Annotated in this window: 13 protein-coding genes and 4 pseudogenes; 9 read left to right on the top strand and 8 right to left on the bottom strand. The window is 72.6% G+C overall.

Annotated elements, in window-relative coordinates; translation table 11 throughout:
- Positions 1–537 (top strand): cytochrome P450 (locus tag CCN42_RS34035; RefSeq protein ID WP_143662114.1); only part of this gene is annotated, 537 nt, incomplete at its 5' end.
- Positions 538–721: 184 nt separating this feature from the next.
- Here CCN42_RS34035 and CCN42_RS34030 read toward each other — a convergent pair.
- Together CCN42_RS34030 and CCN42_RS34025 are read right to left on the bottom strand one after the other, a co-directional pair.
- Entirely contained in the window at positions 722–1,234 is a 513-nt protein-coding gene (locus CCN42_RS34030; RefSeq protein WP_086741288.1) for a GNAT family N-acetyltransferase, read from the bottom strand.
- Between the two features lie 257 nt (positions 1,235–1,491).
- Positions 1,492–1,782: a hypothetical protein gene (locus CCN42_RS34025; RefSeq protein WP_086173428.1), complete on the bottom strand. Its 291-nt coding sequence runs from the start codon at positions 1,780–1,782 to the stop codon at positions 1,492–1,494.
- Between the two features lie 425 nt (positions 1,783–2,207).
- On the opposite strand from CCN42_RS34025, the gene CCN42_RS34020 reads away from it, so the two are divergent.
- On the top strand, positions 2,208–2,669 hold the full coding sequence (locus CCN42_RS34020) for a GNAT family N-acetyltransferase (protein ID WP_086741287.1): 462 nt from the start codon (positions 2,208–2,210) through the stop codon (positions 2,667–2,669).
- 291 nt (positions 2,670–2,960) lie between these two features.
- Here the strand turns inward: CCN42_RS34020 and CCN42_RS34015 are convergent, their stop codons facing one another.
- A complete protein-coding gene (locus CCN42_RS34015; RefSeq protein WP_086741286.1) occupies positions 2,961–3,980 on the bottom strand; it encodes a LacI family DNA-binding transcriptional regulator in 1,020 nt (339 codons plus the stop codon).
- A gap of 41 nt (positions 3,981–4,021) precedes the next feature.
- Here CCN42_RS34015 and CCN42_RS45975 point away from each other — a divergent pair, with 41 nt between their 5' ends.
- Positions 4,022–4,492, top strand: a complete 471-nt coding sequence (locus tag CCN42_RS45975; RefSeq protein ID WP_143662113.1) for a hypothetical protein — start codon at positions 4,022–4,024, stop codon at positions 4,490–4,492.
- Here the strand turns inward: CCN42_RS45975 and CCN42_RS34005 are convergent.
- Entirely contained in the window at positions 4,476–4,973 is a 498-nt protein-coding gene (locus CCN42_RS34005; protein ID WP_086741284.1) for a lamin tail domain-containing protein, read from the bottom strand. The two genes, CCN42_RS45975 and CCN42_RS34005, sit on opposite strands and share 17 nt — an antisense overlap.
- Before the next feature lie 135 nt (positions 4,974–5,108).
- Here CCN42_RS34005 and CCN42_RS34000 point away from each other — a divergent pair, with 135 nt between their 5' ends.
- Together CCN42_RS34000 and CCN42_RS46300 are read left to right on the top strand one after the other, a co-directional pair.
- Positions 5,109–5,882 (top strand): aminoglycoside adenylyltransferase family protein, encoded by a 774-nt coding sequence (locus CCN42_RS34000; protein WP_086741289.1) that lies wholly within the window; start codon positions 5,109–5,111, stop codon positions 5,880–5,882.
- Positions 5,879–6,373, top strand: a pseudogene (locus CCN42_RS46300) (transposase); the annotation flags it as partial. The gene CCN42_RS34000 and the pseudogene CCN42_RS46300, both read left to right, overlap by 4 nt.
- Positions 6,374–6,382: 9 nt before the next feature.
- On the opposite strand, the gene CCN42_RS33990 reads toward CCN42_RS46300, so the two are convergent.
- Entirely contained in the window at positions 6,383–6,772 is a 390-nt protein-coding gene (locus tag CCN42_RS33990) for a MerR family transcriptional regulator (RefSeq protein WP_086741283.1), read from the bottom strand.
- Between the two features lie 84 nt (positions 6,773–6,856).
- Here CCN42_RS33990 and CCN42_RS33985 point away from each other — a divergent pair, with 84 nt between their 5' ends.
- Entirely contained in the window at positions 6,857–7,513 is a 657-nt protein-coding gene (locus CCN42_RS33985) for an SDR family NAD(P)-dependent oxidoreductase (protein WP_086741282.1), read from the top strand.
- Positions 7,514–7,612: 99 nt separating this feature from the next.
- Here the strand turns inward: CCN42_RS33985 and CCN42_RS33980 are convergent.
- Positions 7,613–7,930: pseudogene (locus tag CCN42_RS33980) on the bottom strand (transposase family protein); the annotation flags it as partial.
- Positions 7,931–8,017: 87 nt separating this feature from the next.
- Positions 8,018–8,391 (bottom strand): annotated as a pseudogene (locus tag CCN42_RS46295) (transposase); the annotation flags it as partial.
- Positions 8,392–8,463: 72 nt separating this feature from the next.
- On the opposite strand from CCN42_RS46295, the gene CCN42_RS33970 reads away from it, so the two are divergent.
- The 3 genes from CCN42_RS33970 to CCN42_RS33960 all read left to right on the top strand — a co-directional run bounded on the left by CCN42_RS33970 (position 8,464) and on the right by CCN42_RS33960 (position 12,659).
- Positions 8,464–9,144 (top strand): TetR/AcrR family transcriptional regulator, encoded by a 681-nt coding sequence (locus CCN42_RS33970; RefSeq protein ID WP_086741281.1) that lies wholly within the window; start codon positions 8,464–8,466, stop codon positions 9,142–9,144.
- Positions 9,145–9,322: 178 nt separating this feature from the next.
- Positions 9,323–10,885, top strand: coding sequence for an MDR family MFS transporter (locus CCN42_RS33965; RefSeq protein ID WP_211294851.1), 1,563 nt, complete (start codon positions 9,323–9,325; stop codon positions 10,883–10,885).
- 244 nt (positions 10,886–11,129) lie between these two features.
- Positions 11,130–12,659, top strand: coding sequence for a carboxylesterase/lipase family protein (locus CCN42_RS33960; RefSeq protein WP_422641234.1), 1,530 nt, complete (start codon positions 11,130–11,132; stop codon positions 12,657–12,659).
- 58 nt (positions 12,660–12,717) lie between these two features.
- On the opposite strand, the pseudogene CCN42_RS33955 reads toward CCN42_RS33960, so the two are convergent.
- Positions 12,718–13,106, bottom strand: a pseudogene (locus CCN42_RS33955) (pectate lyase); the annotation flags it as partial.

Below are 13,106 nucleotides of genomic sequence, written 5' to 3'. Positions count from 1 at the left end.
CGCCGGCTGCGCGCCGAACTCGACGCCGTCTGCGGGGACCGGCCCCTGCGCTACGACGATCTGGAGCAACTGACGTACGCCCGCCGGGTGTTGCAGGAGGCGATCCGCAAGTACGGGCCCGCGTGGATGGTGACCCGCACCGCCACCCAGGACATGGACCTCGGCGGGCACCGCATTCCCGTCGGCGCCGATGTGGTCTGGAGCCCCTACCTCCACCAGCACGACCCGGCCCACTTCCCCGACGCGGACGCCTTCGACCCGGACCGCTGGACTCCCGAACGCGCCCCGGCCACCCGCGGATCGTTCCTCGCCTTCGGCGACGGCCGCCGCAAGTGCATCGGCGAGAACTTCGCCTGGGCGGAGCTCCAGATCATCCTCGCGACCGTCCTGCGGACGTGGCCGCGCTTCACCCTCGCCTCCCGGCCGCCCCGCCCCCAGGCCGTGGTCACGGTCAAGCCGGACAACCTGGCGCTGACCTTCCACGCGCGGAGCGAGGCCGCCCGGCCCGGCGGCGAGCGCCAGGTGGCCGCCGGCTGAGGCGGGGTGCGCTCACACGGCGCCGATGGTTCGGACGACCCCCGGGCCGGTGCTCCCTCGCCGGTCCGGTGGTGGACCGTCCGGTGCAGCGAGTCCTTCCGCACCTCGGCGGCGATCCTGTCGCCGGGTCCCCGGGAGGCGCCGCCGGGCGGGGACCGCGAGGTGTCCCCGCCCGGCGGGCCGCTCAGATGCCGAAGGCGGAGGCGTAGCGCACGGTGCCGGCCGGCAGCGGGTGCCCGGCGTCGAGGGCGAGGGCCATCAGGGCCTCGTCCGGGACGTCGATGCTCAGCTCGATGCCGTGGGTGGAGGCACGGGTGAAGCCGAACCGGGGGTAGTACGCCGGGTGCCCCAGGACGACGACGTACCGCTCGCCCGCCTCCGTGGCCGCGGCGAGAGCGGCGCGGACGGCGGCCGAGCCGGCTCCGCTGCGCTGCCGCTCGGGCCGTACGGCGCACGGGCCCAGGCACAGGGCCGGGACCTCGCCGATGTGACAGCGGGTCAGCAGCGCGTACCCGGTGGGCCGTCCGCTCTCGTCCGCCGCGACGACGGACAGCCCGTCGATCCACGCGGCCGGGTCGGTGCGCAGCGCGTCGACCAGGTCGGCCTCCAGCGCCGTCGGGAAGGCGGTGAGGAGGATCTCACGGATGGCGGTGGCGTCGCCGGAGGTCTCGGCGCGGGTGATCCAGGTGTTGGTCATGACAGGTACGGATCCGTTCCGTGGAAGGTTCGTGTGAAGTCCTCGCGAGCTCACGCTCCCGGCGAGGAAGGACGGGACGAGGTCAGGCCACGACCCGGGACGTGAGGGTGACCCGGGCGCCGGACACGGTGGCCTCGAACGCGGTCATCAACCTCACCTCCCTGCTTTCCTCGTCCTGATCGACACGAACGGCCCCACGGTACAGAACGTCGCCGCGCCCGCCAAGCGGTTTTCCGCGGTGGCGGGCGCGCGGACGGTCACTCGCCGCCGGGCCGGTCCTGCTCAGGTTGCCGGGCCCGGCGCCGAACCTCCGCCTCCAGCTCGCCCCGTGGGGTGCCCTCCGCCTCCGCGTGCTCGGTGACGGCCATTTGCACCTGGCGGGAGAGGTCGCTCCAGGCCCGCCAGGCCGTCTCCCACTCGGTGTGCTGCTCGGCGGCCCACCGGCCCTCGGTGGGCTTGCCGAAGGCCTTCTGGACGCGCTGCAGCTCGGCCTGCGCCGCGTCGGCCGCGCGCTGCAGTTCCACGAGCTCGTCGATGGTGTGTGCCACGCCGGGATCCTATGGGCGAAAACGGGCACTTCCCGGTCTCGACACGGTCGGCGCGAGAGGCACTCCTGGCGCCCCTCCGCGCGCCGGGCGACGCCTGGGACCTGACTCACTTCCGGCCTGCCCGGGGAAGGGGACGTCCGCCCCGGTGTCCGGGGGTCCCGCCGCGTCCGACTCGCCCCCCGCGTCCGGCGTCCGGCCCGCGACCGGACCCGAACGCCGCGGCAGCGGCCAGGGCAGCCTGCCCGCCGTGAACGCGATGGCCGCGGTTCCGGATGCGTTCCCCGGGACGCGCGATCGGGCAGGACCTGCCAGAGCTGCGACGCGGAGGTCGTCCGCGCGTGCCCGCGGGTGGGGCGCGTGTGCCCGCCGTGCCCCGGCCAGGTTCCACTCACCCCGCCGCCCCAGGGGGATGCCATGATCGCACCATGGACACAGAGATCACCCAGGCCCGCCCCGCCGACCTCCACGCGGTCCTGGCGGAGCACTCCCGTTACTGGGGCGAGCGCGATCTCCGGTCTCTCCACCTCGTCGCCCTGGTGCAGGAGTTCCCCGCCACCTGCTTCGCGGCGCGCGCCGGGGACGGCATCCGCGGATACCTGATCGGCTTCGTCACCCCGGACGCGACCGGCTACGTGCATCTCGTCGCGACCCGGGACGACAGCCGGGGCGTGGGGCTCGGGCGGCGTCTCTACGCGGAGTTCGAGCGGGCCGCGCGGCGGCAGGGCGCACGGCGGATGAAGGCGATCACGTCCGTGGGGAACACCGGTTCCGTCGCCTTCCACCGTGCCCTCGGCTTCGACGCGCGGACCGTGGAGGACTACGACGGTCCCGGCCGCACCATGGTGGTGTTCGGACGGGACCTGCCCGCGGCCGACCGGGACGGCTGACGGCTGACAGCGTCGGCGGGCGGCTGAACGCTGAGTCGCGATTCGCCCGTTGCACTGGGGCGGCGCGGCATTCGAGCCGCAGGTCACGTGCCGTACTGCCGCTGCCCCGTGGCCGCTCCGTCCGCCGCCCACCGTCGGCGGGCGGGACGTACCTGCGCGCCGGTGGCGGGCACGCGGCCCGTCTCCGGCACGCCGCCCGCCGGCGAGGCAGGCACCAGGGCCCGGCCGCGCTCGGTCCCGTCGTCCGCCGGTGGGTCGGGCACGCGAGCCCGGGCCGCGCCGGGTCGGCGGTCAGGCCGACTCGCGCACCACCAGCACCGGCTCGAAGAGCACGCGGGAGCCGTCCTCGGCGGAGTCCAGGAGCCGGTCGACCAGCAGCCGGGCCATCGCCGCGGCCATCTCCTCCACCGGCTGCCGCACCGTCGTGAGTCCGGGCCGGCACTCGGTCGCGGCCCGCGAGTCGTCGAAACCCACCACGGCGACGTCACCGGGCACGGCGACACCCCGCTCCCGCAGGTACTGGCACGCGCCCTGCGCCATCAGGTCGTTGGCGGCGAACACCCCGTCCAGTGCGGGGTGTTCGCGCAGCAGGCGGGCCATCGCCTCCCGGCCGCTCTCGGCCGTGAACCGACCCCTGACCACGGGGACGTCGGCGATCCCCGCCTCGGCCAGCGCCGCGCGGAAGCCGTCGAGGCGTTCCCGGGCGGCCGGGGCGGAGTCGGGCGCGCCGATGGTGGCGAGGCGCCGGCGGCCGCGTGCGAGGAGATGCCCGGCCGCGAGCCGGGCGCCCGCGGCATTGTCGAGGTCGACGTACCCCGCCCGCAGCGGGCCGGGAGGGCGCCCGAAGAGGACGGTGGGAACACCCGCCGCCACCAGCATCCCCGGCAGCGGGTCGTTCGCGTCCAGGGAGACCACCAGGGCGCCGTCGGCGGCGCCCTGCCGCAAGTACTGCACGACCTGCGCTCGGGCCTGCTCCGACTCGGCGAACAGGAGCACCGGCTGGACGGCCCGCTCGCGCAGCAAGCCCAGCGCTCCGTCGACCACGCGCCCGAAGAACGGGTCGGCGAAGACACGCGCGGCGAAGGCCTCGCCCGCCGCGGAGAACACCAGCGCGACCGCGCCCGTGCGGCGGGTCACCAGTGAGCGGGCCGCCTGGTTGGGGGTGTAGCCGGTGCGGGTGATCGCCCGGCGCACCACTTCCTGGATCCGTGGGTCCACGTTGCGCACGCCGTTGACCACGCGCGACACCGTGGCACGCGAGACTCCGGCCTCGCGTGCGACGTCTTCCAGAGTCGGTCCCCTCTTGGTCACTCCCGCACCCTAACGCGCTGTCGTCGAGCGGGTACGCGCAGGTGTCGATCACTCCTCGAACTCCTACGGCGACGGAGGCGAGTTCACGGGTCCGCGCCGACGCCCCCGACCCCGAGCCCGTCCCCGGCGCCACGAAGACCTGCCTCGGCGGCGACTACGCGAACGGCGACGAGCGCCTCGTCGAGGTGTCCTTGCCCGCTCGGCAACGGTGCCTCCGCTGTCACCGCGCCCGAAAGGCCCGGCGTGGGGAAGGTGTACGTGCAGCCGAGGACGGCCGTGGCGACGCCGGAATCGAGACCGGGTCCGTCAAGGCCGTCGCACCGCCCGGCACCGGCACCGACCTCGCCTTCGAGTGGCCCTGCGGCCACTCGGCACGCTTCGGCCTCGTCCGCGCCGACCACGCCGTCCAGGCGCGCATCCCCCCCGAACGCGGCGCCCTGCGGCTGCGGGACACCGCCCGCCGCATCACGCGCGGCGGGCGGCGTCCCCGACGCGTCAGTTGTGGAACGTGATGTAGCCGTTGCCGTCCCGGTCGTTGGCGGCCTTGGTGTACGCGTGGACGTCGGCACGGGCGCCGGAGGGCTTGTACAGGTAGACGGTGTCCTTGTCGTTGTTCCACATGAAGTTGCAGTTCTGGCGGTAGGCGACGTTGTACCGGTCGGACTCGGTGCCCTTGCCGCCGCGCAGCGACACGTAGTCGCCGGGCTCCAGCTTGTGGCTGAGGGTGAAGGTGTACTTGTTGCCCGCGGCGTCCTTGACGACGTACCCCTTGAGGTTGACGGTCGTGGTCCGCGAGTAGTTCTTGATCGTCAGGTACTCGGCCTTGGTGTTGCCGCCGGTGCAGCGGTTGTCGTCCCGGCCCGGGGCGTCGTACTGGATGCCCTTGAGCTTCAGGGCGGAGGAGTACTCGGCGGCCTCGGCCGGAGCGGCGGCGATGGCCGCCAGCAGGCCGGCGGAGACAGCCGCGGTGGATATCGCGTGGCGCTTGCGCATGAGGTGGTTCCCCCCTCGGTGGTGCGAACAGTGCGCGAGGAGCCTACCGAAGGTGAGGGAAATGTATGGACGCCGTGTGTCGATCGTGAAGAACTCTGGCGGGGTGATACTGGCGCGGTGGAACAGGTGCGGGAGATGCGGGACTTGGAGCAGGTCCAGGAGGTCGTCCGGCTGGTCGGACGAGTGCTGGGGTCCGAGGCCGTCGGAGTCTATCCGCACGGGTCCGGGGTGCTCGGCGGTCTCCGGCCGGCCAGTGACCTGGACGTGCTCGTCGTGACCCGGCGGCGGATGAACGGCCCGGAGCGGCGGGCGCTGCTCGACGGGCTGCTGAACGTCTCCGGTCCCGGTGGGCCCGGCGGGCCCCGCCCGGTCGAACTCACCGTCGTCGTCCACTCCGAGGTACGGCCCTGGCGGTTCCCGCCGACCGCCGACTTCCTGTACGGCGAGTGGCTGCGCGAGGAGTTCATGGCGAGCGGGCCGCCGGCGCCCGAGTCGATGCCGGACCTCGCCCTGCTGATCACCATCGCCCTGTCGGGCGGTCACCCGCTCAGCGGCCCGCCGCCGGCGCGGGTCCTGGATCCCGTCCCGCCCGTCGACCTGGCGCGGGCCAGTGTGGCGGGCCTCCCCGATCTGCTCGCCGAGCTGGACCGCGACACCCGCAACGTCGTCCTGACCCTGGCCCGCGTCTGGACGACACTGGCCACCGGCGAGATCAGACCGAAGGACGCCGCCGCCGACTGGGCACTGCCCCGGCTGCGTCCCGCCGTGCGCCCGGTCCTGGAGCACGCCAGGGAGCTGTATCTCACGCGCCACTACTCCGAGGAGACCTGGAGCGGGGAACTGAGGGCCCGGGTACGCCCGTACGCGGACGCGGTGCTCGCCGAGATCGGCCGTCTCGCGCCCGGGTGAGCCGCGGCGGGGCCGGCCGCCATGCCGTACGGCGGGACCGGCCGCCGTGCCGTCATGCCGAGGAAGCGGCTGGCGCCGCCGTCGCCGCGACGGCAGGCCTGGGCACGGCACAGGCGCACGGCGGACGACACCGGCCGGCGGCACGACACGTTGGGGGTAGCCGAGCGCCTCGGCGGCCTCCGCCTCCCGCCGGCAGTGGCCGGCGTGCCGTGGATCGTGTCGCACGAACTGTGGCCGCTGATCGCGCCGTTGCTGCCCGAACCGGTGCCGGAGCAGGTCGAGGGCGGCCTCGGGTACCCGACCGGCAGGCCTTGGGCGGCATCCTGTTCGTGCTGCACACGGGCATCCGGTGGGTTGTCGAGCGGACGATCTCCTGGCTGCACGGCTTCCGCCGCCTGCGCATCCGCTGGGAAAGACGCGACGACATTCACGAGGCCTTCCTCGGCCTCGCCGTCTGTCTGATCACCCGCCGCCACGTCCAGAGGCTCTGCCAGGGCCAGTTATGGAGCGATCTCGCGCGACCTGTCTTCATCCTCCTGGGGCGCCGTGTCGAGAACGGCGTCCAGTATGCGCCGGGAACTCTCCAGTTGGCTGATCGTCTCGGTGATGCGGGCGCGTTCGCGCCGCAACTCCCCGATGAAGGTCGGGCAGCCGGACGGCACCCTCAGTTCGTCCTTGTCACGCACACAGTGCACGACCTTGCCGATGACCGCTGTGGAGAGTCCTGCGGCGAGCATTGCTCGGATGTGGCGCACCATGGCGACGTCTGCCTCCGCGTACGCGCGGTAGCCGTTGTCCAACCGTGCCGGCCGGAGCAGACCCTGCTCCTCGTAGTAGCGCAACAGCCGCCTGCTCACCCCGGTTTCGCGGGCGAGGTCACCGATTCGCATCCGGGGCCTTCTCCTTGACCTTCACATTGATGTGATGCCTTACCGTCCCCAGTATCGCCGATCACGAGATGGAGGGGCCGGATCATGCCGGGTGCAGTGATCATTGGTGCGGGACCGGGGATCGGGCAGGCAGTCGCCCGTCGGTTCGCCAGAGAGGGGATGCCGATCACGCTGATCGCCAGGGGCGGACAGACGCTGCGCGTCGTTGCGGACGGGCTTGCTCCCTATGGCGTCCCGATCATTACGTTGCAGGCCGACAGCACCGACCGGGCCGAGTTGGACGCGGCCCTGGACCGGGCCGTCAGCGAGCACGGCGTACCGGAGGTTGCCGTGTACAACGCCGCGCTCGTCCGCGCGGACGAGCTGGGCGGGTTGTCGGTGCGCGATCATATGGAAGCATGGGCGGTCAACGTGGTCGGCGCGTTGAATGCCGCAGCGCGCCTCGCGCCGGCAATGGCAGCACGGGGGAGCGGAACGTTCCTTGTCACAGGCGGCATGCCCGAACCCAAGCCGGAGTATGTGAGCCTCTCCCTGGGCAAAGCGGGCGTCCGAACCCTGATAGCGCTGCTCGATCAGCAGTACGGCTCCTTCGGAGTCCACGCGGCGAGCGTCACCGTGGATGGCCCGGTCGCCCCCGGCACCGACTTCGACCCCGACGACATCGCCGAGCACTACTGGCACCTGCACACGCAGCCACGCCACCTGTGGGACCACGAGGCACTGCACGCCGGCCGTTCCTGACACCCCGCTGCCGACAAGTACCGGCGAGCAGCCCGTTCCGTCAAACGATCTACTTCACGGACTGGCGCTCACGACCAGCGTGAACCCCCTGAGAGGCCGTCACGCCAGTCCGTGGGCAGCGAGGTCGGGGATCGTTCGTCCGCTCGCCTGTCCGGCGAGGTTGAGGTTGTGCAGGCGGGCGAGGCCGATCATGGGGTAGTGGGCGCCGGCACGCTTGAGGCGGCAGTCGCGGAGGATCTTCCAGGTCTTCATTCGGGCGCATACGTGCTCGACGCGTGCTCGGACCTGTTTGTGGGACCTGTCAGGCAGTTCTTCGCCTTTGCGGTCGGCGGTGACCATGACAAGCCCTGTGCCCGGGTAGCCACCGTCGGCGATCGTCATGGTCGTGCCGACGGCGGCCTTCGCGCCGGACTCTTCCGTCCCGAGCGGGTGAGCGCGAGGGGCACCAGGCAAGGTGGAAGCCTGCCGCCGTTCAGGGGCTGAGATCCCCGTGTTCGGGCCGGCTCACCATGCCGCGTTCCTGCCGGGCGGAGACCTCCGGTGGTTCCGGGACATTGATCTCTTGTCTGACTGGCCCCAGCAAAGCCTCTGGAGGTGGCGGTGGGTGATCAGGCAGACGGCGAGGCCGAGGCAGGCCTCATGAATGTCGTCGCGTCTTTCCCCGCGGATGCGCAGGCGGCGGAAGCCGTGCAGCCAGGAGGTCGTCCGCCCGACAACCCAGCGGAAGGTGCCCAGGCCGGGCCGGTGCCGTGGGGCTGGCCGCGTTCGGCGATCACCGGGCGGATGCCTCGTGCGCGAAGGAGTCGGCGGTACTCGTCGTGGTCATAGCCGCGGTCCGCCAAGAGCATCCCCCCTGACTGGGAGGGATCGGGCCGCGCTCGCGGGGTGTGCCCGACGCCCGCGCTTCGCCGCGGGGACTCTTTTTTGCAGACTCTGCAGATTTGCGTACCATGCAAAACGTGGCAGAGGAGAGTGCACCGCAGGGCGGGCTGCGCGAGCGCAAGAAGAGGGCGACGAGAGCCGCCCTCGTGGAAGCGGCGGTCCGGCTGGCGGCGGAGCACGGGGCGGAGAACATCACCGTCGAAGCGATCAGCGAGACGGCCGGGGTGTCACCCCGCACGTTCTTCAACTACTTCGACTCCCGTGACGACGTCTTCGTCATGATCGGCGCGGAGACCAGCGCCCGGCTGCGCCGCGCGGTCCTCGAAGCCCCCGCGGAACTGTCACCGCTCCAGGCGCTGCGGCACGCCCTGGCGGCGGAGCTGGCGGAGGTCGAGCAGCATCATGAGCTGTGGCGGCTGCACGCCGAGGTGCTGCGCCGGTCGCCCCGGCTGCTCGTGCGCAGCCTCGGCGTGCACGCCGCCGACGAACTCGGCCTGGCGGAAACGCTCGCCGAACGGATGGGCGCCGACGGCCCCGCCGCACCGTCCGCCGGGGAGGAGAGCCGCAGGAGCGCCCTCGGCCTCTACCCGCATCTGCTGGCCGCCGTCTGTGTGACCGCCGTCCGCGTCGCCTTCGAGCACTGGTGCGTGCGGCAGGAGGAACGGACCTTCACGGACGTCTTCCAGGAGACGTTCGACCACCTTGCCGCCGGACTGCCGGCACCGTCCGGGACCGCCGGACGGCCCTGACTCCCGCCTCCCGACCGGACCGGCGCACCTGCGCCGGCCGGCCCCGTATGTCCCCTGTTTCCCGTCCCGGTGCGCCGCGCGCGAACGGCTCCTGCCCCGACGCGCGCGAATCGCCGTCCGACCCGAGAGAGACCTCGTGAACGCAACACCGGCGCCGGAGCAGGCGCCGCCCACCGCCATGTCCGACCGGCAGATACTCCAGGCGATGTCCGGACTGATGGCCGGCATGTTCGTCGCCATCCTGGCGGGCACCGTGGTGTCCAACGCCCTGCCCCGGATCATCGCCGACCTGGGGGCCAGCCAGTCCTCCTACACCTGGGTCGTCACCGCCGAACTGCTCGCCATGACGGCGACCGTGCCGCTGTGGGGCAAGCTGTCCGACCTCTACAACCAGAAGCTGCTGCTCCAGCTCTCGCTGGGCATGTTCGTGGTGGGCTCGCTGCTGGCCGGGTTCTCCCACGAGGTGGGCCTGCTCATCTTCAGCCGGGTGGCCCAGGGCATCGGCGCGGGCGGTCTCACCGCCCTGGCGCAGGTCGTGATGGCCGCCATCATCCCGCCGCGCAGGCTGGGCAAGTACTCCGGCATCTTCGGCGCCGTCTTCGCCGTCGGCACCGTGGCCGGGCCGCTCATCGGCGGCGTCCTGGTGGACACCTCGTGGCTCGGCTGGCGCTGGTGCTTCTTCATCGGCGTGCCGTTCGCGCTGCTGGCCATCGTGCTGCTCCAGCGCACCCTCAAGCTGCCCGCCGTCCGCCGCCGGGAAGTGAAGATCGACTTCCTGGGCGCCTTCCTGATCGTCGCGGGCGTCTGCGCGCTGCTCATCTGGGTCTCGCTGGCGGGCAACCGGTTCGACTGGGCGTCCTGGCAGACCGCCGCCCTGACGGGTGCCGGTGTGGTCCTGCTCGCGATCGCGGTCCGCGTGGAGTCGCGCGCCGCCGAGCCGGTCATCCCGCTGGACATCTTCCGCAACCGCACCATCACGCTGACCACCGTCGCCAGCCTCTTCGTCGGCGTGGCCATGTTCGGCGGCACCGTCTTCCTCTCGCAGTACTTCCAGGTCTCCCTCGGCAAGTCCGCGACCGTCGCGGGCCTGATGAGCCTGCCCATGGTCCTGGGCCTGCTGGTGTCCTCCACGGTCGCCGGACAGATCATCAGCGCGACCGGCCGGTGGAAGGCCTACCTCGTCGCGGGCGCCGCCGTCATGGCCGTGGGCCTCGCCCTGCTCTCGACGATCGGCACCGACACGCACTTCGCGCTGCTGAGCCTCTACATGGCGATCCTCGGCATCGGCGTCGGCATGCTGATGCAGAACCTGGTCCTGGCCGCCCAGAACGACGTCCCCGCCGCCGAACTGGGCGCCGCCACCTCCGTGCTGTCCTTCTTCCGCAGCATGGGCGGCACCATCGGCACCAGCGTGCTCGGCGCGATCCTCGCCAACCGGGTCACGGACGAGATCTCCAAGAGCGTGGCGGAGGCGGGCGCCTCCGGCGGCGGACAGGCCGCCGGACACGGCGTCCCGGACATGACCACGCTGCCGGCGCCGATGCGGGCCGTCGTGGAACACGCCTACGGTGTCGCCACCGCAGATCTCTTCCTCGTGGCCACGCCGTTCGCGCTGCTGGCCCTCGTCGCGGTCCTCTTCGTCAAGGAGAAGCCGCTGAAGACGACCAGCGGCATGGAACGCCTCGCCGAGGAGTCCGCCACCGCCGCGGGCCCGCGAGAGACCGCCGACCAGGCCGGCTGAGGCCGTTCGCGCGCGTTCGGGAAGCGGGGCGTCGGCTGCCCGCACGGCAGCCGACGCCCCGCCGCGGACGGCGCGGCGGACCGCACCCCGCCCGCGGGCACTGGTGATTTACGCGGTCCCGGGCGCCCCCCGGCCGTCGACACTTCACGCACCGTGCCGTCCAGCCGTCTGCGAGGTGTCGATGTCCGCTCTGCTGAGAACGTTCCTGACCAGGTACCGTCCGCGGTTACCGCGGATGCGGCGCGTGGGCGTGCTCTCGGGCGCCCTGCTGCTGTCGGCCGGCGGCGTGGCCGTCGTGCCCGCCGAAGCGGCCGAGGGGCCCACGGTCACCACCCGGTACGGGCAGCTGCGGGGCAAGGCGGGCACCGCCGCCCACGCCTACCTCGGCATCCCGTACGCCGCGCCGCCGGTCGGCTCCCTGCGGTGGAAGCCGCCGTCGCCGCCCGCGCGCTGGTCCGGCGTCCGTGACGCCACCACCCCGGGCAACCCCTGCATGCAGCAGCCGTCGTCCACCCCCTGGGGCAACCTCGCGGGACCCGGTACGCCCAGTGAGGACTGCCTGTACCTCAACGTTCACACCCCCGCCCAGCGCTCCCCGCTCAAGCGGCCGGTGATGGTCTGGATCCACGGCGGCGGCTTCACCGTCGGCTCCGGCTCCTTCTACGACGGCGGCACCCTGGCCGCCGAGGGCGACGTGGTCACCGTCCACCTCAACTACCGCCTCGGGGCGTTCGGTTACTTCGCCCACCCCGGGCTGGCCGAGGAGTCACCGCACGGCCTGTCCGGCAACTACGGCCTGCTCGACCAGCAGGCCGCCCTGCGCTGGGTGCGGGACAACATCGCCGCGTTCGGCGGCGACCCGGGCAACGTGACCGTCTTCGGCGAGTCGGCGGGCGGCGGCAGCGTCTGCCAGCACCTGGTCTCCCCGGCGGCGACCGGCCTCTTCGACCGGGCCATCGCCCAGTCCGGCTGCGGCTTCCCGCTGCCCACCCAGGAGTCGCAGCAGAACAACGGCAAGGCCTGGGCCGACTCCCTCGGCTGCGCCGATGTCGCCTGCCTGCGCGCCAAGCCCGCCGGCGATCTGCTCACCGCATCGGCCCGCCCCACCGCCCGCTGGGTCCCGAACGTCGACGGTGTCGTCATCCCCGCGCAGGTGACCGACGCCCTGGCGAGCGGACGCTTCCACCGGGTCCCGGTCCTGCAGGGCACCACCGCCGACGAGGGCCGGCTCACCGTGGCGACCACCTACGACCTCGCCGGCCGGCGGCTCACCGCCGAGGGCTACCCGGCGGCGGTCCGCGCGCTGTACGGCGCACGGACCGACGAGATCCTGTCCCGCTACCCGCTGTCCGGCCACGGCAGCCCCGCGGAGGCGCTGGGGGCGATCCTCACCGACTCGCAGTTCGCCTGCCCCCAGTCCCGCACCGCCGCCCTCATGGCCGAGCACACCCGGTCCTACCAGTACGAGTTCGCCGACCGGCACTCCATGGACTACCTGAACCTGCCCCTCAGCTTCCCGATCGGGGCACCGCACGGCTCGGAGATCCGGTACGTCTTCGGCGGCGTCACGGGCACCCCCGCGCAGAGCGCCCTGGCGGACACGATGCTCGGCTACTGGACCAGCTTCGCCAGGACCGGTCTGCCGTACGCGGTGAACGCCCCGCGCTGGAGCCCGTACCCGAAGGTCCAGACCCTCGCCCCGGAGGCCATCGCGCCGACGCTCACGTTCCCCCAGGACCACCGGTGCGACCTGTGGAACCGGCCCGCCGCCTGACGGCCTGACCCGAGAACGCGCGGTACCGCCGCCCAGGGAGGGCGGCGGTACCGCGTCGTCATCCGGCGTAGGTCTCGTACTCGGCGACCTGCGGGGTGCCGTTGGAGCTGGTGATCTCAAAAGTGATCTTGCTCAGCGTGGTCCGGGGGACGGCGATGACCCCCGCCTTGCTGCCGGTGGCCAGGACGGCCCCGGTGTCGGCGTTGAGGACCCGCCACGAACCGATGCGGCCCGCGGCGGCCGGGGTCTCACGGATGTTGATCGAGGACACCGTGGTGGGGGAGCCCCACTTGACCGAGACGGAACCGGTCGCGCCGGCCGGCGACCAGTAGGTGCTCATGTTGCCGTCGCGCACATTGCCGAAGCTCGTCCCGTCGGCCTTGCTGGAGCCGTCGGCGCCCGCTCCGATGCTCAGGTTGGTCCCGGCGGGCTGGGTCGGCGTCGGGG

This window comes from Streptomyces glaucescens, assembly GCF_002154375.1.
In the GTDB taxonomy this organism is placed as follows: domain Bacteria; phylum Actinomycetota; class Actinomycetes; order Streptomycetales; family Streptomycetaceae; genus Streptomyces; species Streptomyces glaucescens.
Note: the sequence above shows the minus strand (reverse complement) of the source record. Positions and strands in the feature narration are given on the sequence as shown.